The 21,271-nt window shown below is 68.5% G+C and carries 15 protein-coding genes; 13 read left to right on the top strand and 2 right to left on the bottom strand.

Annotated elements, in window-relative coordinates; translation table 11 throughout:
- The 13 genes from CJ014_RS21710 to CJ014_RS21650 all read left to right on the top strand — a co-directional run.
- Nucleotides 1-919, top strand: a 919-nt coding sequence (locus tag CJ014_RS21710; RefSeq protein ID WP_100082593.1) for a transketolase family protein, incomplete at its 5' end; no start/stop codon positions are given.
- Nucleotides 916-2,382, top strand: coding sequence for an FGGY family carbohydrate kinase (locus CJ014_RS21705; RefSeq protein ID WP_245427530.1), 1,467 nt, complete (start codon nt 916-918; stop codon nt 2,380-2,382). The genes CJ014_RS21710 and CJ014_RS21705, both read left to right, overlap by 4 nt.
- Nucleotides 2,383-2,714: 332 nt before the next feature.
- Nucleotides 2,715-3,737, top strand: a complete 1,023-nt coding sequence (locus CJ014_RS21700; RefSeq protein WP_100082591.1) for a LacI family DNA-binding transcriptional regulator — start codon at nt 2,715-2,717, stop codon at nt 3,735-3,737.
- A 47-nt stretch (nt 3,738-3,784) separates the two neighbouring features.
- Nucleotides 3,785-5,026 carry an ABC transporter substrate-binding protein gene (locus CJ014_RS21695; RefSeq protein ID WP_100082590.1) on the top strand — a complete coding sequence of 414 codons (1,242 nt, stop codon included), beginning with the start codon at nt 3,785-3,787 and terminating at the stop codon, nt 5,024-5,026.
- Nucleotides 5,027-5,140: 114 nt separating this feature from the next.
- On the top strand, nt 5,141-6,073 hold the full coding sequence (locus tag CJ014_RS21690; RefSeq protein ID WP_100082589.1) for a carbohydrate ABC transporter permease: 933 nt from the start codon (nt 5,141-5,143) through the stop codon (nt 6,071-6,073).
- Nucleotides 6,070-6,933, top strand: coding sequence for a carbohydrate ABC transporter permease (locus CJ014_RS21685; protein WP_100082588.1), 864 nt, complete (start codon nt 6,070-6,072; stop codon nt 6,931-6,933). Before CJ014_RS21690 ends, CJ014_RS21685 begins: the two co-directional genes overlap by 4 nt.
- A gap of 26 nt (nt 6,934-6,959) precedes the next feature.
- Nucleotides 6,960-8,927, top strand: a complete 1,968-nt coding sequence (locus CJ014_RS21680) for a glycoside hydrolase family 127 protein (RefSeq protein ID WP_100082587.1) — start codon at nt 6,960-6,962, stop codon at nt 8,925-8,927.
- A 5-nt stretch (nt 8,928-8,932) separates the two neighbouring features.
- Entirely contained in the window at nt 8,933-10,000 is a 1,068-nt protein-coding gene (locus tag CJ014_RS21675) for an ABC transporter ATP-binding protein (RefSeq protein ID WP_100082598.1), read from the top strand.
- 203 nt (nt 10,001-10,203) lie between these two features.
- A complete protein-coding gene (locus CJ014_RS21670) occupies nt 10,204-12,132 on the top strand; it encodes an autotransporter assembly complex protein TamA (RefSeq protein ID WP_100082586.1) in 1,929 nt (642 codons plus the stop codon).
- Nucleotides 12,133-12,144: 12 nt separating this feature from the next.
- Entirely contained in the window at nt 12,145-16,065 is a 3,921-nt protein-coding gene (locus CJ014_RS21665) for a translocation/assembly module TamB domain-containing protein (protein ID WP_100082585.1), read from the top strand.
- A gap of 192 nt (nt 16,066-16,257) precedes the next feature.
- Nucleotides 16,258-17,187: an aldo/keto reductase gene (locus CJ014_RS21660; RefSeq protein ID WP_100082584.1), complete on the top strand. Its 930-nt coding sequence runs from the start codon at nt 16,258-16,260 to the stop codon at nt 17,185-17,187.
- Nucleotides 17,188-17,254: 67 nt separating this feature from the next.
- Nucleotides 17,255-18,106 (top strand): aldo/keto reductase, encoded by an 852-nt coding sequence (locus CJ014_RS21655; protein WP_100082583.1) that lies wholly within the window; start codon nt 17,255-17,257, stop codon nt 18,104-18,106.
- Between the two features lie 118 nt (nt 18,107-18,224).
- Complete coding sequence (locus tag CJ014_RS21650) at nt 18,225-19,934, top strand: ABC transporter ATP-binding protein (protein ID WP_100082582.1); 1,710 nt, start codon at nt 18,225-18,227, stop codon at nt 19,932-19,934.
- Here CJ014_RS21650 and dmeF read toward each other — a convergent pair.
- Both dmeF and CJ014_RS21640 read right to left on the bottom strand, forming a co-directional pair.
- Complete coding sequence (gene dmeF / locus CJ014_RS21645) at nt 19,916-20,854, bottom strand: CDF family Co(II)/Ni(II) efflux transporter DmeF (RefSeq protein ID WP_100082581.1); 939 nt, start codon at nt 20,852-20,854, stop codon at nt 19,916-19,918. The genes CJ014_RS21650 and dmeF overlap by 19 nt on opposite strands.
- Before the next feature lie 9 nt (nt 20,855-20,863).
- The gene (locus tag CJ014_RS21640) at nt 20,864-21,136 is read right to left on the bottom strand and encodes a metal/formaldehyde-sensitive transcriptional repressor (RefSeq protein WP_100082580.1); all 273 of its coding nucleotides are present in this window, start codon (nt 21,134-21,136) and stop codon (nt 20,864-20,866) included.
- Nucleotides 21,137-21,271: the final 135 nt, after the last annotated feature.

Genomic DNA, 21,271 nt, shown 5'->3' with positions numbered 1-21,271 from the left:
CCGCGACGCCTTCTCCCGGACGCTCGAGGCGCTGGCCGAGGCCGACGAGCGGGTGGTCGCCGTCGTCAACGACAGCGTCGGCTCGTCCAAGCTCGGCGGCTTCAAGACGCGCTGGCCGGAGCGGCTCGTCAACGTCGGCATCGCCGAGCAGAACATGGTCGGCGTCGGCGCCGGCCTCGCCAACGGCGGCCGCATTCCCTTCGTCTCCTGCGCCTCCTGCTTCCTGACCGGCCGGGCGCTGGAACAGGTGAAGGCCGACGTCGCCTATTCCAACACCAACGTCAAATTATGCGGCCAGTCGCCCGGCATCGGCTATGGCGAACTCGGGCCGACGCATCACTCGATCGAGGACCTGGCCTGGCTGCGGCCGCTCGCCAACCTGATCACCATCGTGCCGTCCGACCCCTGGGAGACCGCCGAGGCCATGCGCTTTGCCGCCGCCCACGAGGGTCCGGTGTTCATCCGCGTCAGCCGCTATCCGGTGCCGGCGCTCGACCACCGGATCGACCGCATCGCACCGGGCAAGGCGGAGGTGATGCGCGAGGGCGACGACGTCGCCATTCTCGCCAACGGCGTGATGCTGCACCGGGCGATCGCCGCCGCCGACCGGCTGGCGGCCGAGGGCGTGTCGGCGCGGGTCGTCAACATGGCCTGGATGAACCCGCTCGATAGCGCGGCGATCATCGAGGCGGCGGCGACCGGCGCCGTCGTCACCGTCGAGGAGGCGAGTGTGCGCGGCGGCCTCGGCGGCGCCGTCGCCGAGACGCTGGCCCTTAACCGGCCGGTGCCGATGGAGATGCTGGGCTTCCCCGGCTTCGCCCCCACCGGCACCGTCGACTTCCTGTTCGAACATTTCAACCTCACGGCCGACGGAATCGCCGAGGCAGCCCGCAAGGCGATCAGGCGCAAGGGGCGATGATGGACAAGGCTCTCGTCCTGGCGATCGACCAGGGAACCACCAACACCAAGGCGCTGCTCGTCGACCGGTCGGGAGCGGTGATCGCGTCGGCGTCCCGGCCGATGACCGTCGACTATCCCGAGCCCGGCTGGGCCGAGCAATCGGCCGACGCCATCTGGGCGGCGGTCAAAGCCGTGATCGACGAACTCGCCGCCCATCCCAGGGCGGCCGACATCGCGGCGCTCGCCGTCTCCAACCAGCGCGAATCGATCGTCGTCTGGGACGCCGCCACCGGAAAGCCGCTGGCGCCCTGCGTCATCTGGCAGTGCCGCCGCACGGCCGACGCCTGCGAGGCGCTGATCGCCGCCGGTCATGGCGACTTCGTCGAGGCGAAGACCGGCCTCGGCATCAACCCGCTGTTCCCGGCCAGCAAGATCGCCTGGATCCTCGACCGCATTCCCGACGGGCGGGCGCGCGCCGAGACCGGCGCCATCCGGGCCGGCACCGTCGATAGCTGGCTGCTGTGGAACTTCACCGGCGGTCAGGTGCACGCCACCGACCATTCCAACGCCAGCCGCACCCAGCTCTACGACACCGAGGCGCTCGCCTGGAGCGACGACCTCTGCGCCCTGTTCGGCGTGCCGAAGGCGATGCTGGCCGAGGTCAGGTCCTCCGACAGCCGTTTCGGCGAGACGGCGGCCGGCGCCACGGCGCTGCCCGCCGGCGTTCCCGTGCACGGCATGATGGGCGACTCGCACGCCGCCCTGTTCGGCCATGGCGTGCGCGAGCCGGGCACCGTCAAGGCGACCTACGGCACCGGCACGTCGCTGATGTCGCTGGTGCCGCAGCGCGTCCGGTCGCGCCACGGCCTGTCCGGCACCATCGCCTGGAGCCTCGGCGACCGGGTGTGGCACGCCCTCGAAGGCAACATCTCGGTGTCCGGCCAGACCGTCGCCTTCATGGCCTCGCTCATCGGCCTAAAGGACGCCGCCGCCCTTGCCGACCTCGCCATGACCGTGCCGTCGAGCCATGGCATCACCTTCGTGCCGGCGCTGGTCGGCCTCGGCGCGCCGCATTGGCGCAACGACGTGCGCGGCGAGATTTCCGGCCTCACGCTCGGCACGCAGCCGGCGCATCTGGCGCGCGCCGCCGTCGAGGCGGTGGCCTTCCAGGTGGCCGACGTGTTCGCGGCGATGGAGGCCGACATCGGCGCGCCGCTTTCCGGCCTGTCGGTCGACGGCGGCGCCTCGCGCAACGATTTCCTGATGCAGTTCCAGGCCGACATCCTCGGCCGGCCGCTCAGGCGCGGCAAGTTCCCCGAGGTGAGCGCCCTCGGCGCGGCTTCGGTGGCCTTCCACGGCCTCGGCCTTGCCATGACCGATGGCGGCGAGGGGCAGACGCTGTTTACGCCGACCATGCCGACCGAGGCGCGCGAGGCGCATCTCGCCGGCTGGCGCAAGGCCGTCGGGCATTTGCTGAGCTGATCACGGTCGTCGGCAATTGCGTATCGACAGGCGGCGGAGCGATCCCGACGGATCGTTCCGCCGCCCTTTTTGTTGCCGCGCCGGTTCAGCATGAGACTCTCGAAGCGGATTTCCGACGTCAGCTTTTAGTCTAGTCGTCGCCCCGTTGCTGCCGTCCGGTGCTTCCCGTCGAGACGGCAAGGGTAGGTGAAATCCAGCATCGTCAAATACATGGCCGCCCGCCGGTTCAACAATAGCCCTTCCCCATGCCTCGATCTGAGAAAATGTTTTCCCATGTTGACTTCGCCTAAGAGAAAAGGTTTTTTCATCGACAACGGACAAGGGAGGAAAAACTGAACCTCGTCGGTGGCAAGCGTGGACGGCTGACCATCCACACCGTGGCGGCATTGGCGGGCGTGTCGATCTCGACCGCCTCCAAGGCGCTCAACGGCAGCGGACGGATGAGCGCGGAGACGCGGGAGCGGGTGAAGAGGGTGGCGCAGGAGGTCGGCTTCCGGCCGAACGCGCTGGCGCGCGGCCTGATCACCAAGCGCAGCTTCACCATCGGCCTGCTCACCAACGACACCTACGGCCGCTTCACCCTGCCGGTGATGGCCGGCGTATCGGAGGAACTGGTGGGGCATGGCGTGTCGGTCTTCCTGTGCGCCATCGAGGACGATCCGGAACGGGCGCGCGTCCACGTCGACGCCATGCTGGACAAGAGCGTCGACGGCATCATCGCCTCCGGCAAGCGCCTCGACCGGCAGTTGCCGGTCGATCTCTCGGGCCTCGCCGTGCCGGTGGTCTACGCCTTCTCGAAGGGGCCGGCCGACGGGGTAACGCTCCGCTCCGACGACGAGCAGGGCGCCCGGCTGGCCGTCCGCTGCCTGATCGACGCCGGCTGCCGGCGGATCGTCCACGTCACCGGCCCGAAGAGCTTCTTGTCGGTCGGCGAACGCGCCAACGCCTATCGCGCCGCGGTCGACGGCCCGCCGGAGGTGCTGCATGGCGTCTGGTCGGAAGCCTGGGGGCACGAGGCGGTCGCCAGGCTGTGGGAATGCGACGGCCAAAAGCCCGACGGCATCTTCTGCGGCAACGACCAGATCGCCCGCGGCGTCGTCGACGGCTTGCGCGAGCGCGGCGTCCGGGTGCCGGACGACGTGGCCGTGGTCGGCTTCGACAATTGGGACATCGTGGCGGCGCAGACGCGGCCGCCGCTGACGACCGTGGACATGAACCTCAAGACGCTCGGCCGGGAAGCCGGCCGGCTGGTGCTGGCGATGTCGGAAGGCCGCGAAGTGCAGCCCGGCATTCGCAAGCTGCCGTGCTCGCTGGTGATCCGCCAGTCTTGCCGGGGCGCGGAGGTCCCGGCCTGAGAACCATGGATTTTGCGGGAAGAGGACCCGTTTAGGAGGAGAGAACCATGAAAATCAACAAGCTGCTGGCCGCGGCCAGCCTCGTCACGTTCTGTTTCGCCGCCGGCGCGGCTCAAGCCGAAACGCTGCAGATGTGGGTGCGCAGCGGCATCGGCGCCTCGTTCACCAAGCTGGTCGAGGCCTACAACGCCAGCCACGACGACAAGGTCCAGATGACGGAGGTGCCGTTCTCCGAGCTGGTCCAGAAATACGCCACCGCCATTGCCGGCGGCCAGGCGCCGGACGCGCTGTCGCTCGACCTGATCTACAACCCGGCCTTCGCGGCGGCCGGCCAGCTCGAGGACCTGACGGACTGGGCGAAGGCCCTGCCCTATTTCGCCGCGCTGTCGCCGAGCCACGTCAAGCTCGGCACCTACGAGGACAAGATCTACGGCCTGCCGCTCCTGGTCGAAACCTCGGTGTTCGCCTGGAACAAGGACCTCTACCAGAAGGCCGGCCTCGATCCGGACAAGGCGCCGACCACCTGGGAGGAGATCTCGGACAACGCCAAGAAGATCCGCGCGCTCGGCGACGACATCTACGGCTTCTATTTCTCCGGCGGCGGCTGCGGTGGCTGCATGATCTTCACCTTCACCCCGCTCGTCTGGGGCGCCGGCGCCGACATTCTGTCGGAGGACGGCAAGACGGCGACGCTCGACACGCCGGAGATGCGCAAGGCGGTCGGCTATTATCGCGACATGGTCAAGGCGGGCGTGGTGCCGCCGGGCGCCGCCTCGGACACCGGCGCCAACTTCCTGTCGATCACCAACGGCAAGATCGGCCAGCAGAACCTCGGCGCCTTCGCCATCGGCACGCTGGTCACCGAGCATCCGGACATCCACTTCGGCGTGTCGCTGATCCCGAGCGTCGACGGCAAGACCTCGTCGTTCGCCGGCGGCGACAACTTCGTCATCACCAAGGGCTCGCCGCGCGCCGCCCTCGCCAAGAACTTCCTCGAATTCGCCTATTCGCCGGAAGGCCAAAAGGTGATGGCGACATACGGCAGCCTGCCGACCCGTTCGGATATCGCCGCCGAGGTGCTGAAGGATCTCGATCCGCGCATGCAGGTCGGCGTCGACGCCATCGCCATCGGCAAGACGCCCTATACGCTGCAGTTCAACGACCTGATCAACAGCGCCAACGGCCCGTGGGCCTCGTTCACCAACGCCGCCATCTTCGGCGACGACGTCGACGGCGCCTTCGCCAGCGCCCAGGAAGAGATGCAAAGCATCATCGACAACGCCCAGTAAGGCCTTGACCTGACGATCCGGCCGGAAGCGCCGCTTCCGGCCGGCCTTTCCCCGATTTCCTGCGCCCCCGGCAAGGCCCGAGCCTCCGGACGGGCGCCCAGAAGAGCGGCCGCGATGACCCTCGCCGATACCGTTTCCCTCCCCTCCAGCCGGCCGCGGCCGAGACGCCGACCGCAACGCCGGTCGCAATGGAAGGGCTTCCTCTACATCGCGCCCGCCATGGCGCTGGTGATCGTATTCTTCATCCTGCCGGTGCTGTTCACCTTCTGGATGAGCCTGCACCGCTGGCCGCTGCTCGGCGGCACGCGCTTCATCGGCCTCGGCAACTACATCCGCATGGCCTCCGACAGCCGTTTCTACGCGGCGCTCGGATTTACCGCCTACTATACGGTGATCATCACCATCGCCATCTTCGCCCTCGCCTTTCCGCTCGCCATGTTCGTCGAGCGGCAGCGGCGGATGGTCGGCGTCTACCGGACGGCGATCTTCATGCCGGTGGTGGTGGGCCTCGCCTCGGCGTCGCTGCTCTGGGTGTGGTTCGCCAACGTCGACAGCGGCTTTCTCAATCCGCTGCTCGCCTGGCTCGGGATCGTCGATCTCAAGACCAACTTCTTCGCCAGCTTCGACAGCGCCTTCTTCGTCATCTGCCTGATGGTGGTCTGGAAGGTGGCCGGCTTCACCATGATCATCCTGCTCACCGGCCTGCAGGCAATCCCGACCGAGCTCGGCGAGGCGGCGCGCATCGACGGCGCCAACCGCTGGAAGCGCTTCATCTACGTGACGCTGCCCTTGATGCGCAAGACCATGGCGCTGTCGCTGATCCTGTCGGTGACCGGCTCGATTCTCGCCTTCGACCAGTTCTACATCATGACGGCCGGCGGACCGCAGAACAAGATGATCTCGGTGGTCTACTACATCTTCAACCAGTCGTTCGTGTCGTTCAACCTCGGCTACGGCGCGGCCATGTCGCTGGCGCTCCTCGTCATCCTGGTGCTGATCAGCATCTTCCAGCTCTGGCTGCTGCGCGTCGGGGAGGACCGGCCATGACCACCAAGAAAGAGGCGCGCGCCCGCCGGGCGATGCTCGGCGCCGGCGGCTACCACGGCACCGGCATCCTGCTCGCCGTGTTCTTCCTGGCGCCGTTCGCCATCACCATCCTCTCATCGTTCCGCCACGGCACGGAAGCGCGGCTGCCGCCGATCCCGCCCTGGCCGACCACCGGCTTCAGCCTCGACGCCTACCGCAATCTCGACAGCTTCGGCGCCGGCGTCTGGCAGCATACGCTGAACTCGGCGGCGGTGGCGGTGGGCACGGCGCTTCTCACCGTGGTAGTGAGCCTGCTCGCCGGCTACGGCTTCTCGCGCTACCGCTTCGTGTTCAAGAACGCGCTGTTCGTGCTGATCATCGCCACGCTGATGATCCCGTTCCAGTCGATCCTGACGCCGCTGTTCATCATCCTCGCCAAGCTGGGCCTCAACAACTCGCTGATCGGCCTGACGCTGGTCTACGTGACGCTGCAACTGCCCTTCTCGGTGTTCATGATGAGGAACGCCTTCGACGCGGTGCCCAAGGAGATCGAGGAAGCCGCCCGCATCGACGGCGCCCGCGACCTCGGGCTGCTCGTCCGCGTGCTGCTGCCGCTGGTGCTTCCGGGCATCGTCACCGTGGCGATCTTCGCCTTCCTCAATTCGTGGAACGAGTTCCTGGCCGCCCTGGTGCTCCTGTCGGACAACTCCAAGTTCACGCTGCCGATCCTGATTTCGGCGGTGCGCGCCGGCCGGCTCGGCGCCATCGACTGGGGCGCCGTCCAGGCCGGCGTCACGGTGATGAGCGTGCCCTGCCTGTTCGTCTTCCTGCTCCTGCAACGCTACTACATGCGCGGCCTGATGGCCGGCGCCGTGAAGTGACACTTTCCCTCACTGGAAATCCGATCATGACCGAGACCAAGAGAGACCGTCAGTTCCGTCCCGTCCCCGTGCCGTCCGTCGTGCTCGGCGGTCTGTTCGGCGCCCGCCAGGACGCCGTCTGCGACACCACCGCCGAAACGCTGCTCGACCGTTGCGTCGAGGCGGGCATGCTGAAGGCGATCGACGTCGACCAGCCGAGCCCCGGCGTCGTCATCCCCTATCACTCGATGAGCCCGACCGTGCCGGCCACCGAGCACAAGGCGATGGTCTCGACCCAGATGTTCTGGGACAGCGATCTCGGCAAGTCGATCGAGACGGTGGCCTATTCGCTCTACCGCAAGCCCAATCCGCAGCTCGAAGCGCGCGTCGACGCCATCGTCGACCTCTACGGCAGGCTGCAGCGCGAGGACGGCTATCTCAATTCCTGGTATCTGCGGGTGGTGCCGGGCCGCGAGTGGACCAACCTCCGCGACACCCATGAGCTCTACTGCGCCGGCCATCTGATCGAGGGCGCCGTCGCCTACTATCAGGCGACCGGCAAGCGCAAGCTGATGGACGTCATGTGCCGCTACGTCGATCACATCATCGGCAAGTTCGGCCACGGCCCGGACCAGATCGCCGGCTACTGCGGCCACGAGGAGGTCGAGCTGGCGCTCGTCAAGCTCGCCCGCGCCACCGGCGAGCAGAAATACATGGATCTTTCCAAGTACTTCATCGACGAGCGCGGCACCGAGCCGCACTATTTCGACATCGAGGCCCGGCGCGACGGCCGCGACCCGCAGAACTTCGTCTTCGGCTCCTACCACTACAACCAGTCGCACCAGCCGGTGCGCGAGCAGACGAAGGTGGTAGGGCACGCGGTGCGCGCCATGTACCTCTATTCGGGCATGGCCGACATCGCCACCGAATACAACGACGACACGCTGACCGCCGCCCTCGAGACGCTGTGGGACGATCTCGTCACCAAGCAGATGTACGTCACCGGCGGTATCGGGCCGTCGGCGGCCAACGAGGGCTTCACCGACTACTACGACCTGCCGAACGAGAGCGCCTATGCCGAGACCTGCGCCTCGGTCGGCCTGGTGTTCTGGGCCAACCGCATGCTCGGCCGCGGCCCCAACCGCCGCTTCGCCGACATCATGGAGATCGCGCTCTACAACGGCTCGCTCAGCGGCCTGTCGCTCGACGGCAAGACCTTCTTCTACGAGAACCCGCTCGAAAGCGCCGGCAAGCATCACCGCTGGATCTGGCATCGCTGCCCCTGCTGCCCGCCCAACATCGCCCGCCTCGTCGCCTCGATCGGCTCCTACATGTATGCCGTCGCCGACGACGAGATCGCCGTGCATCTCTACGGCGAGAGTTCGGTGAAGGCCGAGGTGGCCGGCACCAGGATCGAGCTCAGCCAGGCCACCCGCTATCCCTGGCATGGCGCGGTGCGGCTGACGCTGAAGGTGGAGAAGCCGACGCGCTTCGCCGTCTCGCTGCGCCTTCCCGGCTGGGCGAAGGGTGCCAGGCTTTCGATCGACGGGGGCGCGGTGGACCTTGCCGCGGTCACGGTGGATGGCTACGCGCGCATCGAGCACGAGTGGACCGGCGGCGAGGTCATCGACCTCGAGCTGCCGCTGATCCCGCGCGCCCTCTGGGCCGATCCGCGCGTCCGCCAGGACACGGGCCGTTTCGCGCTGATGCGCGGGCCGCTGGTCTACTGCACGGAAGCCGTCGACAACGGCGAAGGGCTCAACGCGCTCACCGTCACCGGCGATCCGGCGCGCGCCGGCGAGAGCGAGGTGGCGGCGCTCGGCGGCGCCGTCGCGCTCGACATCGAGGCGACGCGCGACCTCAGCGCCGGCTTCGACGGCTCGCTCTACCGCGAGGCGCCGCCGGCGACGGAACCGGTCAAGGCGCGCTTCGTGCCCTACCACCTCTGGGACAACCGCGCGCCCGGCGAGATGCTGGTCTGGATGCGCGGCGGCTCGAAGAAGAGCGGAGCGTGATGGCCATGTCCGACAGCGGCGTTCAGCTCACCGAGGTGCGCAAGAGCTTCGGCTCGATGGAAGTCATCCACGGCGTCAACCTGACGATTCCCGACGGCGCCTTCGTGGTGTTCGTCGGGCCGTCGGGCTGCGGCAAGTCGACCCTGTTGCGGATGATCGCCGGCCTGGAGGAGGTGACCGACGGCGAGATCGCCATCAAGGGCCGCGAGGTGACCGACGTCGATCCGTCGCAGCGCGGCATCGCCATGGTGTTCCAGAGCTACGCGCTCTATCCGCACATGACGGTGCGCGACAATCTGGCCTTCGGGCTGAAGATGCAGCGCACCGAAAAGGCGGTGATCGACGAGCGCGTGGCCGCCGCCGCCGCCATCCTGAAGATCGAACCGCTGATGGACCGGCGCCCCGGCCAGCTCTCCGGCGGCCAGCGGCAGCGCGTCGCCATCGGCCGGGCCATCGTGCGCCAGCCGGAGGTGTTCCTGTTCGACGAGCCGCTCAGCAATCTCGACGCCGAGTTGCGCGTCTCGATGCGCGTCGAGATCGCCCGGCTGCACCGCGAGCTCGGCAACACCATGATCTACGTGACGCACGACCAGACCGAGGCGATGACGCTCGCCGACGTGATCGTCGTGCTGCGCGACGGCCGCGTCGAGCAATCGGGCTCGCCCCGTACCGTCTACGAGGATCCCGACAACGCCTTCGTCGCCGGCTTCATCGGCTCGCCGCGCATGAACCTTCTCGACGCCGTCTGGCGCGGCGACGGCAAGGTGGAGCTTGCCGGACGGGCCGAAGCGGCGCCGATCGCCGGTGACGGCCTTGCTGCCGGCGACAAGGTGACCTTCGGCCTGAGGCCGGAGCATCTCGTCGTCGGCGCTCCGGGCGGCATCGAGGCGCGCGTCGACGTGCTCGAATATCTCGGCGGCACGCGCTACCTCTACTGCCAGCTTACCGATGGCCAGCCGCTGATCGTCGAATACCGGGACGGGCCGGACGTCCGCCCCGGCGACACCATCACGCTCGGCTGTCCGCCGAACCGGCGCTACATATTCAACGAAGGCGGGCTACGCATCCGCTGACCTCTCCTCCAGCTTCCCATGAGGCAACTCGGCCCGCGTTTTCCCCCACGCGGGCCTTTTCCTTGCCGCCCCCGCCCGACAGGACGAATTACCGGCCGTCGGCATCTTTCCTGTTCGGTAACCTCAATTTACTCTAATCTCTTCGAAGGGGCCGCCGCAGCCGGACCGGCCGCCATCCGTTGCGTGAGTGGGAAGGGGCGTTGATGCGGGCGACAGGGAAGAAAATACCCCCGGGAATCGCTCGCTTCGTCGCCATCGCGGCGTCGCTGCTCGGGGCTTCGCTGCTGGCGCAGGAGGCCTTTGCCTTCGAGCTGTTCGGGCATCGTTTCTTCGAGGCGGAGCCCGACCCGGACATTTCGCCGGATGCCCAGCGCTATACCGTGGCCATCGACACGGTGGGCGCCGATGACGACCTGCATGCGGCCGTGCTCGCCGCCTCCGCCCTCTGGACCGGCCGCGACGACACGCCGCCGCCCTCGACCGCCGCTTTCCTTTCCCGCGTCAATGCCGAATACGGCCGCATTACCGCCGCGCTCTACCGGGAGGGGCGCTATGGCGGCACCATCGAGATCACGGTCGGCGGTCAGGATCCCGACGCCATCGCGCCGGACGCCGTCCTGCCGCAGCCGGTGAAGGTGGCGATGCGCGTCACGCCGGGGCCGCTGTTCCGCTTCGGCCAGGTGGAGATCACCGGCGCGCCGCCGCCCGGACCGGAGGACACGGACTTCAAGAAGTCGACGCCGGCCGAGATCGGCCTTGCCGTCGGCGAGCCGGCGCGGGCCGGCGCCGTCACCGGTTCGGAAAAGCTGCTGATCGACGCCTGGCGGCGGCGCGGCCATCCGCTGGCCAGCATCGTCAGGCGCGACACCATCGCGGAGCACGATAGCTCGACGCTCGACGTGGCGATCACCGTCGACCCCGGGCCGGCCGCCACCTTCGGGCCGCTGGCGGTGACCGGCACCAGCCGCATGGATCCCCGGTACACCGCCTGGATGACCGGCATCGAGCCCGGCGCGCCTTACGATCCCGCCGTCATCGAGCGTGGACAGAAGAACCTCCGCCGGCTGCAGGTGTTCTCCAGCCAGCGCATCGAGGAAGCCAAGGCGCTCGGCCCGAACGGCCAGTTGCCGCTGACCCTCAACGTCGCCGAGCGGCCGCTGCACGTATTCGGCGGCGGCGTCAGCTACGCCACGGAGGACGGCGCCGGCATCGAGGCCTATTGGCAGCACCGCAACCTCTTTGGGCATGCCGAGTCGTTCAAGCTGTCGGGCGCGGTGAACGGCATCGCCGGCGTCGATCCCAAGGACTTCAACTACGATCTCTCGGCCACCTTCACCCGGCCGGGCATCATAACGCCGTTCACCGACTTCACCGCCGCGCTCGAAGCGACGCGGGAGACGCCGGACACCTATACCGAGACGGCGATCACCGCCAAGGTCGGGCTCAGCCACGCCATCACCGACGAGCTCACCGCCTCGGTCGGCCTCGGCGTCACGGCGTCGCGCGACGAGGACGCCCAGGGCACCGACAAGTTCCTGCTCACCGGCCTGCCGATCGGCCTTGCCTACGACAGCCGCGACGACAAGACCGACCCGCACGAAGGCTTCAACGCCAAGGTCAGCGCCGAACCGTTCTACGAGGCGAATTTCGGCAACGCCGGCGTCATCACCGATGCTTCCGTCGCCTCCTATCTGGCGCTCGACCGCGAGGGCCGTTTCGTCATCGCCGGCCGGCTCGCCGCCGGCTCGATCCTGGGCGCGCCGATCGACGAGATGCCCAACGGCCGGCTCTATTATGCCGGCGGCGGCTCGTCGGTGCGCGGCTACGCCTATCGCAGCCTCGGCCCCAAGGACAACGGCGTGGTGACGGGCGGCCTGTCGCGCCTCGAAGGCGCGGTCGAACTGCGCGCCAAGGTCAGCGAGAGCTTCGGCGTGGTCGGCTTCGTCGACGCCGGCAACGCCTTCGCCTCGAACTATCCCGATTTCGCCGACGGTTTGCGCTTCGCCGCCGGTGCCGGCATCCGCTACTATACCGGCCTCGGGCCGGTGCGGCTCGACGTGGCGCTGCCGCTCGATCACGAGCCGGGCGATTCGACCTTCGGCGTCTATATCGGCCTCGGCCAGAGCTTCTGAGGAGGCGACCCCATGAAGATCAGAACCGCTCTCCTCGCCCTCGCTGTCCTCGCCGCCGGGCCGCTGGCGCTGACGCTGGCCGGCGCCCAGGAGGACGACAGCGCCGAGAAGGGCGCCTTCGTCCGCTTCGTCGAGGACAAGATTTCGACGCCCGACCGCAAGATCGAGCTCGGCGCCATCGACGGCGCGTTGTCGTCCGACGTCCGGCTCGCTTCGATCACCATATCCGACCGCGAGGGCGCCTGGCTCAGGATCGAGGGCGTGCATCTCGTCTGGAGCCGCCTGGCGCTGCTCAGGGGCAGGCTCGATGTCGACAGTCTCGACGCCGAGAAGATCGAGGTGATCCGCAAGCCGCTGCCGGCCGAAACCGTCGACCCGGCGGCGAGCGAGGGCTTCAGCCTGCCGGACCTGCCGGTCGAGGTGAAGGTTGGCCGCCTCTCGGCGCCCGACGTGGTCCTCGGCGCGCCCGTGCTCGGCGAGGAAGCGCGGCTCGCCGTCACCGCCGCCGCCAGTCTCGCCGGCGGCTCGCTCGACGCCGACCTCGCCATTCGCCGCACCGACAGCAAGCCGGGCGAGGTGACGCTGAAGGCCGCCTATGCCGCCGAGGGCAAGAGGCTCGATCTCGACCTGAAGGCCGAGGAGCCGGCCGGCGGCGTCATGGCCGGCCTCATGAACCTGCCCGGCCGGCCGTCGGTCAGCCTGACGCTGAAGGGCGCCGGACCGCTCGACGACTTCGCCGCCGACCTCGAGCTCGCCACCGATGGCGTCAGCCGGCTTGCCGGCCGCACCACCATTGCCCGCGATGGCGACGGCTATCGCTTCGGCTCGGCCTTTGCCGGCGATCTCGCGGCGCTGGTGCAGCCCGACTATGCCCTCTATCTCGCCGGCCGATCGACGCTGGAGCTTTCCGGCCGGGCGGATGACGCCGGCCCGATCAGCATCGACAAGCTGGCGCTCGCCGCCCCGGTGCTGACGCTGCAGGGTTCGGCGGCGCTCGCCGCCGACCATTTTCCAACGGCGATCGACATCGACGGCCGCCTCGCCGGCAAGGACGGCGCGCTGCCGCTCGGCGGCGAAGGCGCCACGACGCGACTCGGCGAGGGACGGCTCCGCTTCTCCTTCGGCCATGGCGGCGCCTGGAGCCTCGAACTCGCCGCCGAGGGCCTGTCGACGCCGAGCTTCGGTGCCGGGGCGCTGGAAATCAGCGGCCATGGCGCCGCGACCGATCTCGCCGACGCCGAAAAGCGCAGCGTCGACTTTACGCTCGCCGGCGGCTCGCGCGGCCTCAGCTTCACGGATGCCGCCGTCGGCGCGGCGGTGGGCGGCGAGCTCGCCTTCTCCGGCTCCGGCCGCTGGTCGGCCGGCGTGCCGCTCGCCATCGATCTCCTGAAGCTGGCGACGCCCACCGCTCAGGCGTCGTTCGTCGGCAAGGTGGAAGACGGTCGCGTCGAAGGCCAGCAGACGCTATCGGCCGCCTCGCTCGCGCCTTTCTCCGCCCTGGCCGGCCGGCCGCTTCAAGGCAGCATCGAGCTGGCGGCCAAAGGGACGCTCGTCCCGACGACCGGCGCCTTCGACCTGACGCTCGACGGCAATGCCGGCACGCTTGCGGCCGGCATCGCCCAACTCGACAATCTGCTGTCCGGCGAGACGAAGCTGACCGGCCGCGTCGCCCGCGACACGTCGGGTCTCAAGCTTCAGGCCTTCAGGATCGCCAATCCGGCGCTGACGCTGACCGCCGATGGCGATCACGCGCTCGACCGCACCGACCTCACGGCGACGCTGACGCTGCCCGACGTCGGCCGCATCGAGCCGAAGGCCAAGGGGGCGGCCGGCGCCATGCTGTCGCTCCGGGGCAGCGGCGGGCCGCTCGACGTGACGGCGCGGCTGTCTTCCGATCGGCTGATCCTTGCCGACAATGCCCTCGAAGCGCTGGGCGTCGATCTCGCCGGCCAACTCGACGGAGCCGATTTCAACGGAACGCTGAAGGGCCAGGGCCGGCTGAAAGGCAAGCCGCTGACGCTGTCGGCCGGCCTGTCCCACACCGCCGACGGCAACCGTCTGCGTGACCTGGCGCTGGCCGTTGCCGACAGCCGGGTGACCGGTGATGTGGCGCTCGACAGCGAGGGGCTGATGACCGGCCGGCTCGCCGTCGATTCGCCCGATCTCTCCGCACTGGGGCCGCTGGTTCTTGCCGACCTCGCCGGCCGGCTTTCGGCCGATGTGAGCCTTCTGCCGGAGGGCGGCAAGCAGACGGCAAAGGCCAATATCAAGGCGACCAATCTCGCGGTCGCCGGCAACCGCATCGCCTCCGCCGACGTCGACGCGACGATCGCCGATCTCCTCGGCGCGCCGAAGATCGACGGCCGCTTTGCCGCCAAGGGCCTCGCGGCGCAAGCGGCAAGCGTCGCCAGCATCGACGGCACGGCCAGGAGCGACGGCAACGCCACCGCCTTCACCGTCAAGGCCGACGGCATTGCCGCGCCGCAACTGACCGCAGCCGGTCTCGCGGGCTTTTCCGCCACCGCGTCCGGCCGGCTGGAGGACAACAAGGTGAACCTCGCCTCGGCGAAACTCACCGGCCCCGCAGGTTTCGGCGCCGAGGCGAAGGGCGTCATCCCGCTTTCCGGCGGCGGGCTCACCGTGGACGCCAGCGCCGACCTGCCTCTCGCGCTGGCCCAATCCTTCGTCGCGACGCGCGGCACCCGCCTTACCGGCACGGCGAAGGCAACGCTGAAGGCCACCGGCAGCCTGGCGTCGCCCGAACTGTCCGGACGGGTGACGGTGAGCGGCGCCTCGGTGACCGATCCGCTGACCACCATGCGGCTCGACGCCATCAACGTGGCGCTCCAGTTGTCCGGCGACAGCATCCGCATCGAAAGGGCAACCGCCACTGTCAGGGGCGGCGGCCAGCTATCGGCCGAAGGCCGCGTCGGCATCGGCGACGGCCTGCCCGTGGATATCCGCATCACCGCGGCAAGGACCCGTGTTACCGACGGCAGGATCGTCACCGCCGAACTCGGCGCGTCGCTCGCCGTCGGCGGATCGGTGACGAACGGCCTCACGGTCACCGGCAAGGTGGACGTCGCCCGCGCCGAAATCACCGTGCCCGAGGGCGGCGGCGGCGCGCCGGTGCTGATCGACGTCAAGCACAGGAATACGCCGGCCAACGTCAACGCAACGCTGAAGCGGATCGACAAGGCAGCCGGCGGCGGCCGGACAGGAACCGGCGGTGGTCTCCCCGTCGCGCTCGATGTCGCCGTCAATGCGCCGCGCCAGCTGTTCGTGCGCGGCCGCGGCATCGACGCCGAACTCGGCGGCCACCTGACGGTGCGCGGTACGCTGGCCGACGTGCAGCCGGTGGGCAGCTTCGAACTGATCCGTGGCCGCGTGCTGGTGATCGGCCAGCGCATCACCTTCAACGAAGGCACCGTGACGCTTCAGGGCGATCTCAATCCCTACCTGTCGCTGTCGGCGACCACCACGTCGGATTCGGTTGCCGTCACTGCCACCGTCGAGGGCTATGCCTCCGACCCCAGCATCGTGCTCTCGTCGACGCCGGAACTGCCGCAGGACGAAATCCTCGCCCGCTTCCTGTTCAAGCGTTCGGTCTCGGACCTGTCCGCCGTGCAAATCGCCCAACTGGCCGAGGCGGTGACCCAGCTCGCCGGCGGCGGCAACGGCAACGGCATTCTCGATCGACTGCGCGCCGGGGTCGGCCTCGACGATCTCGACGTCAACACCGATTCCGAGGGCAACGCGGCCGTGACGGCCGGCCGCTACATCAGCGAGCGGGTCTATCTGGGCGTCACCGCCGGCGAAGGCGGACGGACCGGCGTGTCGGTCAACCTCGACATCACCGACGACGTCAAGGCCAGGGCCGAGGCGACGCAGGAGCAGTCGAAGGTCGGCGTCTACTTCGAAAAGGAATACTGACCGCCAGACAGCTCGGACACGCGCCCCCGCGTTTTCCGCGATCCGCGCGCGTCATTCCTCGCGGAGATCAATGGCATCTCCGCAATCTGTTGGACGAATGACCGAAGGCGGCGCATCGTCCGCCACGTTCCTTTCCGCCGCCGTCCGACCGCCGTCAGCCGGCCCCGGCGCGCACCACAGTGAAGGCAAGCCATGAAGACCTATCAGATTCCCAAGAGCGACCTTTCGGTCTCCTCCGTCATCCTCGGCCTGATGCGCATCGCCAAGATGAGCGACGCCGACATCCGCACGCTGGTCAACACCGCCATCGACGCCGGCATCAACATGATCGACCACGCCGACATCTACGGCGGCGAACTGCACCTCTGCGAGAAGCGCTTCGGCGAGGCGATGAACCTGACGCCGGCCCAGCGCGAGAAGATCGTCATCCAGAGCAAGGCCGGCATCCGCAAGGGCTTCTTCGACTTCTCCGAGGCGCATCTCCTCGAAGCCGTCGACGGCTCGCTGAAGGCGCTCAAGACCGACTATCTCGACGTGCTGCTGCTGCACCGCCCCGACGCGCTGGTCGAGCCGGAGGAGGTCGCCTCGGCCTTCGACAAGCTGCAATCGTCGGGCAAGGTGCGGAACTTCGGCGTCTCCAACCAGACGCCGGGCCAGATCGAGCTCCTGAAGACGGCGGTGAAGCAGCCGCTCCTCGTCAACCAGGTGCAGCTCTCCATCACCCACGCGCCGCTGATCGCCCAGGGCGTCGCCATCAACATGGCCGGCCTCGAGCAGTCGGTCGACCGCAACGTCGGCCTTCTCGACTATTCGCGCAAGGAAGGCATGACGCTGCAGGCCTGGTCGCCGTTCCAGAGAGGCTTCTTCGACGGCCCCTTCGTCGGCGACCGTGAAAACTGCGCCGCCCTCAACGACGCGCTCGACGAGATCGCCGCCGCCCATGGCGTGACGCCGACCGGCATCGCCGTCGCCTGGATCACCCGCCATCCGGCGAAAATGCAGGTGGTGCTCGGCACGACGCGCCCCGATCGCGTCAAGGAATGCGTGGCCGGCGCCGGCGTGACGCTGTCGCGCGAGGAATGGTACCGGCTGTTCACGGCCGCCGGCTATATCGTTCCCTGATGGCCTTTGGCGGCGGGAAGCTCCCTTTCCGCCGCCGACCTCTTTCACCCGCGGAAAGGACAAGAGGATGAGCACGATCGATGCCGGCCTGTCCGGCCAGTTCAAAATCGGCGACCTGACGGTCAACCGCCTCGGCTTCGGCGCCATGCGCATCACCGGCAAGGGCATCTGGGGGCCGCCGGCCGACCGCGCGGCGGCGCTGGCCACGCTCAGGCGGCTGCCGGAGATCGGCGTCGACTTCATCGATACCGCCGACAGCTACGGCCCCGACGTTTCCGAGGAGCTGATCCGCGAGGCTCTCCATCCCTACAAGGGCCTGCTGATCGCCACCAAGGGCGGCCTCACCCGTGGCGGCCCCGACCAGTGGACGCCGAACGGCCGGCCCGACTACCTGATCGGCCAGGCCAGGAAGAGCCTCGCCAAGCTCGGTGTCGAGCGGATCGACCTCTGGCAGTTGCACCGCATCGACCCGAAGGTGCCGCGCGACGAGCAGTTCGGCGCGGTGCGCCGGCTGATCGACGACGGCATCATCGCCCATGCCGGCCTGTCCGAGGTATCGGTCGCCGAGATCGAGGCGGCGCGGCAGGTGTTTCCGGTCGCCACGGTGCAGAACCGCTACAACCTCACCGACCGCGCCAGCCAGGATGTTCTCACCTATTGCGAGGCCAACGGCATCGGCTTCATTCCCTGGTTCCCGCTGGCGGCCGGCAAGCTCGCCCGGCCGGGCGGCCTGGTCGATCGCATCGCCGGGGCGCATGGCGCCACGGCCGGGCAGGTGGCGCTCGCCTGGCTGTTGGCCCGCAGCCCGGTGATGCTGCCGATCCCCGGCACATCGAGCGTCGCTCATCTCGAGGAGAACGTGGCCGCCGCCGGCCTCGCGCTCACCGCTTCGGAGATCGCCGAACTCGACGCCGCATGAGGACTGGCCCGGTATCGGCTTCCCCACCGATGCGGCGGCGACACGGATCGCTGCCGCCCTCGGATCAACAGCCGCCGGGCCTTTCGTTCCGGAGCGGGATGGGGCATTCTCCCGCCCCATGCTGAAAACCTTCTTTTCCTATTATCGCCCTTACCGCGGCCTGTTCCTGCTCGACTTCGGCTGCGCCGTCGTCGCCGGCCTTCTCGAGCTCGGCTTTCCCTTCGCGGTCAAAATCTACATCGACCGGCTGTTGCCGTCGTCGGACTGGACGCTGATCGTCGTCGCGGCGCTGGCCCTCCTCGTCATCTACCTCCTGAGCGCCGGCCTCAACGCCATCGTCGTCTATTTCGGCCACATGCTCGGCATCAACATCGAGACCGAGCTGAGGCGGCGCAGCTTCGACCACCTGCAGAAGCTTTCCTTCCGCTATTTCGACAATCACAAATCCGGCCATCTGGTCGCCCGGCTGACCAAAGATCTGGAAGAAATCGGCGAGATCGCCCATCACGGGCCGGAAGACCTGTTCATCGCGGTGATGACCTTCCTCGGCGCCTTCCTCCTCATGCTGACGGTCAACGTCGAGCTGGCGCTGATCACCGCCGCCATCGTGCCGGCCGTCGCCTTCATCACCGCCCGCTACGGCGGCCGGATGACCGAGAACTGGCATCAGCTCTATGGCCGCGTCGCCGGCTTCAACGTGCGCATCGAGGAGAACGTCGGCGGCATGCGCGTCGTGCAGGCGTTCGCCAACGAGGACCATGAGCGGCGGCTGTTCGCCGTCGACAATTCCGCCTACCGCACCACCAAGCTCGCCGCCTACCGGCTGATGGCCGCCACCAACGCGCTGTCCTTCCTGTCGATGCGGCTGGTGCAGCTCGTCGTGCTGATCTTCGGCAGCCGGCTGGTGCTGATGGGCGAGCTCACCGCCGGCGGCTTCGTCGGCTTCCTGCTGCTCACCGGCGTGTTCTTCCGGCCGGTCGAGAAGATCAACGCGGTGATCGAGACCTATCCGAAGGGCATCGCCGGCTTCCGCCGCTATCTCGTCTTCCTGGCCACCGAGCCGGACATCGCCGACCGGCCGGGCGCCGTCGCCGCGCCGGCCTTCCGCGGCCACGTCCGCTTTTCGGGCGTCGGCTTCGGCTACGGCGGCGACCGGCCGCTGTTCTCGGGCATCGACCTCGACATCGCCGCCGGCGAGACGGTGGCCTTCGTCGGTCCGTCCGGCGTCGGCAAGACCACCCTTTGCTCGCTGGTGCCGCGCTTCTACGAGGTGACGGAAGGCGCCATCTCGATCGACGGCATGGACATCCGCGACATGACCGTCGCCTCGCTGAGGCGGCAGATCGGCATCGTGCAGCAGGACGTGTTCCTGTTCGGCGGCACCATCCGCGAGAACATCGCCTACGGCCGGCTCGACGCGTCGGAGGCGGACATCGCGGCGGCGGCGGCGCGCGCCCAGCTCGGCGATTTCCTGTCCGACCTGCCCGACGGGCTCGACACCATCGTCGGCGAGCGCGGCGTCAAGCTCAGCGGCGGCCAGAAGCAGCGCATCGCCATCGCCCGCATGTTCCTGAAGGATCCGCCGATCCTGATCCTCGACGAGGCGACCTCGGCGCTCGACACGGCGACCGAGCGGGAAATCCAGGCCTCGCTGGCCGAACTGGCCAAAGGCCGCACCTCGCTGGTCATCGCCCACCGGCTCAGCACCATCCGCAACGCCGACCGCATCGTGGTGGTCGACGCCGAGGGCATCGCCGAGCAGGGGAGCCACGACGATCTCCTCAAGCGGGGCGGCGGTTATGCCCGCCTTTACGCGGCGGGCGGCTGAGGAACGGCTGCTCTCGCCTCCACCGTCAGGTGGACGATCTCGTGAACCGGCCGGAGCCGGCGGCGGATGCCTTCGGCACTGCCGCCGGCCACCGACACGATGGCGGCATAGCCGGCCGGGCCGACGCGCCAGAGATGCAGGTCGACGATGCGGGCGTCCTCCTCGTCCTCGACCAGCTCGCGGATTTCGGCCTCGACCTGCGGATCGGCCATGTCGAGCAGCACCACCGAAGAGGCGCGCATCAGCGACCACGACCAGACGGCGATGACGGCGGCGCCGACCAGCCCCATCGCCGGATCGAGCCACGTCCAGCCGAGAAAGCGGCCGCCGAGCAGCGCGGCGATGGCCAGCACCGAGGTCAGGGCGTCGGCCAGCACGTGAACGTAGGCGGAGCGCAGGTTGTTGTCGTGGCGATGATCGGCCGTGCCATGATCGTGGGTATCATGGTCGTGGCGGTGATGATGGTCCGGGCCGAGCAGCGCGGCGCTCATGAGGTTGACCAGGAGGCCGAGCACGGCGATCGCCGTCGCCTCGCCAAAGGCGACCGGCCGAGGATCGATGAGACGCAGCAGCGATTCGGTTGCGATGCCGATCGCCACGAGGCCGAGCACCAGCGCCGAGGCGAAGCCGGCGAGATCGCCGATCTTGCCGGTGCCGAAGGTGAAGCGCCGTTCGCCGGCATAGCGCCGGGCCAGGAGATAGGCGACGGCGGCCACCGCCAGCGCGCCGGCGTGGGTGGCCATGTGGAAGCCGTCGGCGAGCAACGCCATCGAGTTGAACAGCAAACCGGCCACGATCTCGCCGACCATCATGACCAGCGTCAGGGCGACCACCCAGAGCACGCGACGGGTGTTGCGGTCGTGGTCCTGCCCGAGGAAAACATGGTCATGGACCAGGTCGTCGACGCCGGGCTGCTGCATGGTTCGACCTCATTTTCCGTAGCGACGGATGGCGGCCATCAGTTCGTCGGCCGCCGCCGATCGCGCGGCATCGTCGATGCCGGGACGGGCGACGTGCTCGCGCAGATGGCCCTCGATCAGCTCGTCCATCAACCCCAGCACCGCGCCGCGGACGCCGGCCACCTGATGCAGGACGACGGCGCAGTCCGCCTCGTCCTCCAGCGCTTTTTCGATGGCGGCCATCTGCCCGGCAATGCGCCGGACACGCGCGAGCAAGGGCTTTTTGTTTATCGTGGTATGCATGATAGGATACCTCCCTATCCTATATTAATAGGAACCGATGGCAAGGGCCATTTCCGCTACAATTCGGCGGTTCCCCGATATAGGCAAGGACGGAATGGCAGGCATCCCTTTGCCGGAAGCGGGCCGGCCGCAGCC

This window comes from Pleomorphomonas carboxyditropha (assembly GCF_002770725.1).
Taxonomy (GTDB): domain Bacteria; phylum Pseudomonadota; class Alphaproteobacteria; order Rhizobiales; family Pleomorphomonadaceae; genus Pleomorphomonas; species Pleomorphomonas carboxyditropha.
The sequence above is the reverse complement of the archived record's forward strand: the minus strand, read 5'-3'. Positions and strand labels throughout refer to the sequence as shown.

Coding starts and splice junctions, on each gene's coding strand:
- CJ014_RS21660 (WP_100082584.1), top strand. CDS start 16,258: ATGAAGACCTATCAGATTCCCAAGAGCGACCTTTCGGTCTCCTCCGTC.
- CJ014_RS21640 (WP_100082580.1), bottom strand. CDS start 21,136: ATGCATACCACGATAAACAAAAAGCCCTTGCTCGCGCGTGTCCGGCGC.
- CJ014_RS21655 (WP_100082583.1), top strand. CDS start 17,255: ATGAGCACGATCGATGCCGGCCTGTCCGGCCAGTTCAAAATCGGCGAC.
- CJ014_RS21685 (WP_100082588.1), top strand. CDS start 6,070: ATGACCACCAAGAAAGAGGCGCGCGCCCGCCGGGCGATGCTCGGCGCC.
- CJ014_RS21695 (WP_100082590.1), top strand. CDS start 3,785: ATGAAAATCAACAAGCTGCTGGCCGCGGCCAGCCTCGTCACGTTCTGT.
- CJ014_RS21665 (WP_100082585.1), top strand. CDS start 12,145: ATGAAGATCAGAACCGCTCTCCTCGCCCTCGCTGTCCTCGCCGCCGGG.
- CJ014_RS21705 (WP_245427530.1), top strand. CDS start 916: ATGATGGACAAGGCTCTCGTCCTGGCGATCGACCAGGGAACCACCAAC.
- CJ014_RS21690 (WP_100082589.1), top strand. CDS start 5,141: ATGACCCTCGCCGATACCGTTTCCCTCCCCTCCAGCCGGCCGCGGCCG.
- dmeF (WP_100082581.1), bottom strand. CDS start 20,854: ATGCAGCAGCCCGGCGTCGACGACCTGGTCCATGACCATGTTTTCCTC.
- CJ014_RS21670 (WP_100082586.1), top strand. CDS start 10,204: ATGCGGGCGACAGGGAAGAAAATACCCCCGGGAATCGCTCGCTTCGTC.
- CJ014_RS21680 (WP_100082587.1), top strand. CDS start 6,960: ATGACCGAGACCAAGAGAGACCGTCAGTTCCGTCCCGTCCCCGTGCCG.
- CJ014_RS21650 (WP_100082582.1), top strand. CDS start 18,225: ATGCTGAAAACCTTCTTTTCCTATTATCGCCCTTACCGCGGCCTGTTC.
- CJ014_RS21675 (WP_100082598.1), top strand. CDS start 8,933: ATGTCCGACAGCGGCGTTCAGCTCACCGAGGTGCGCAAGAGCTTCGGC.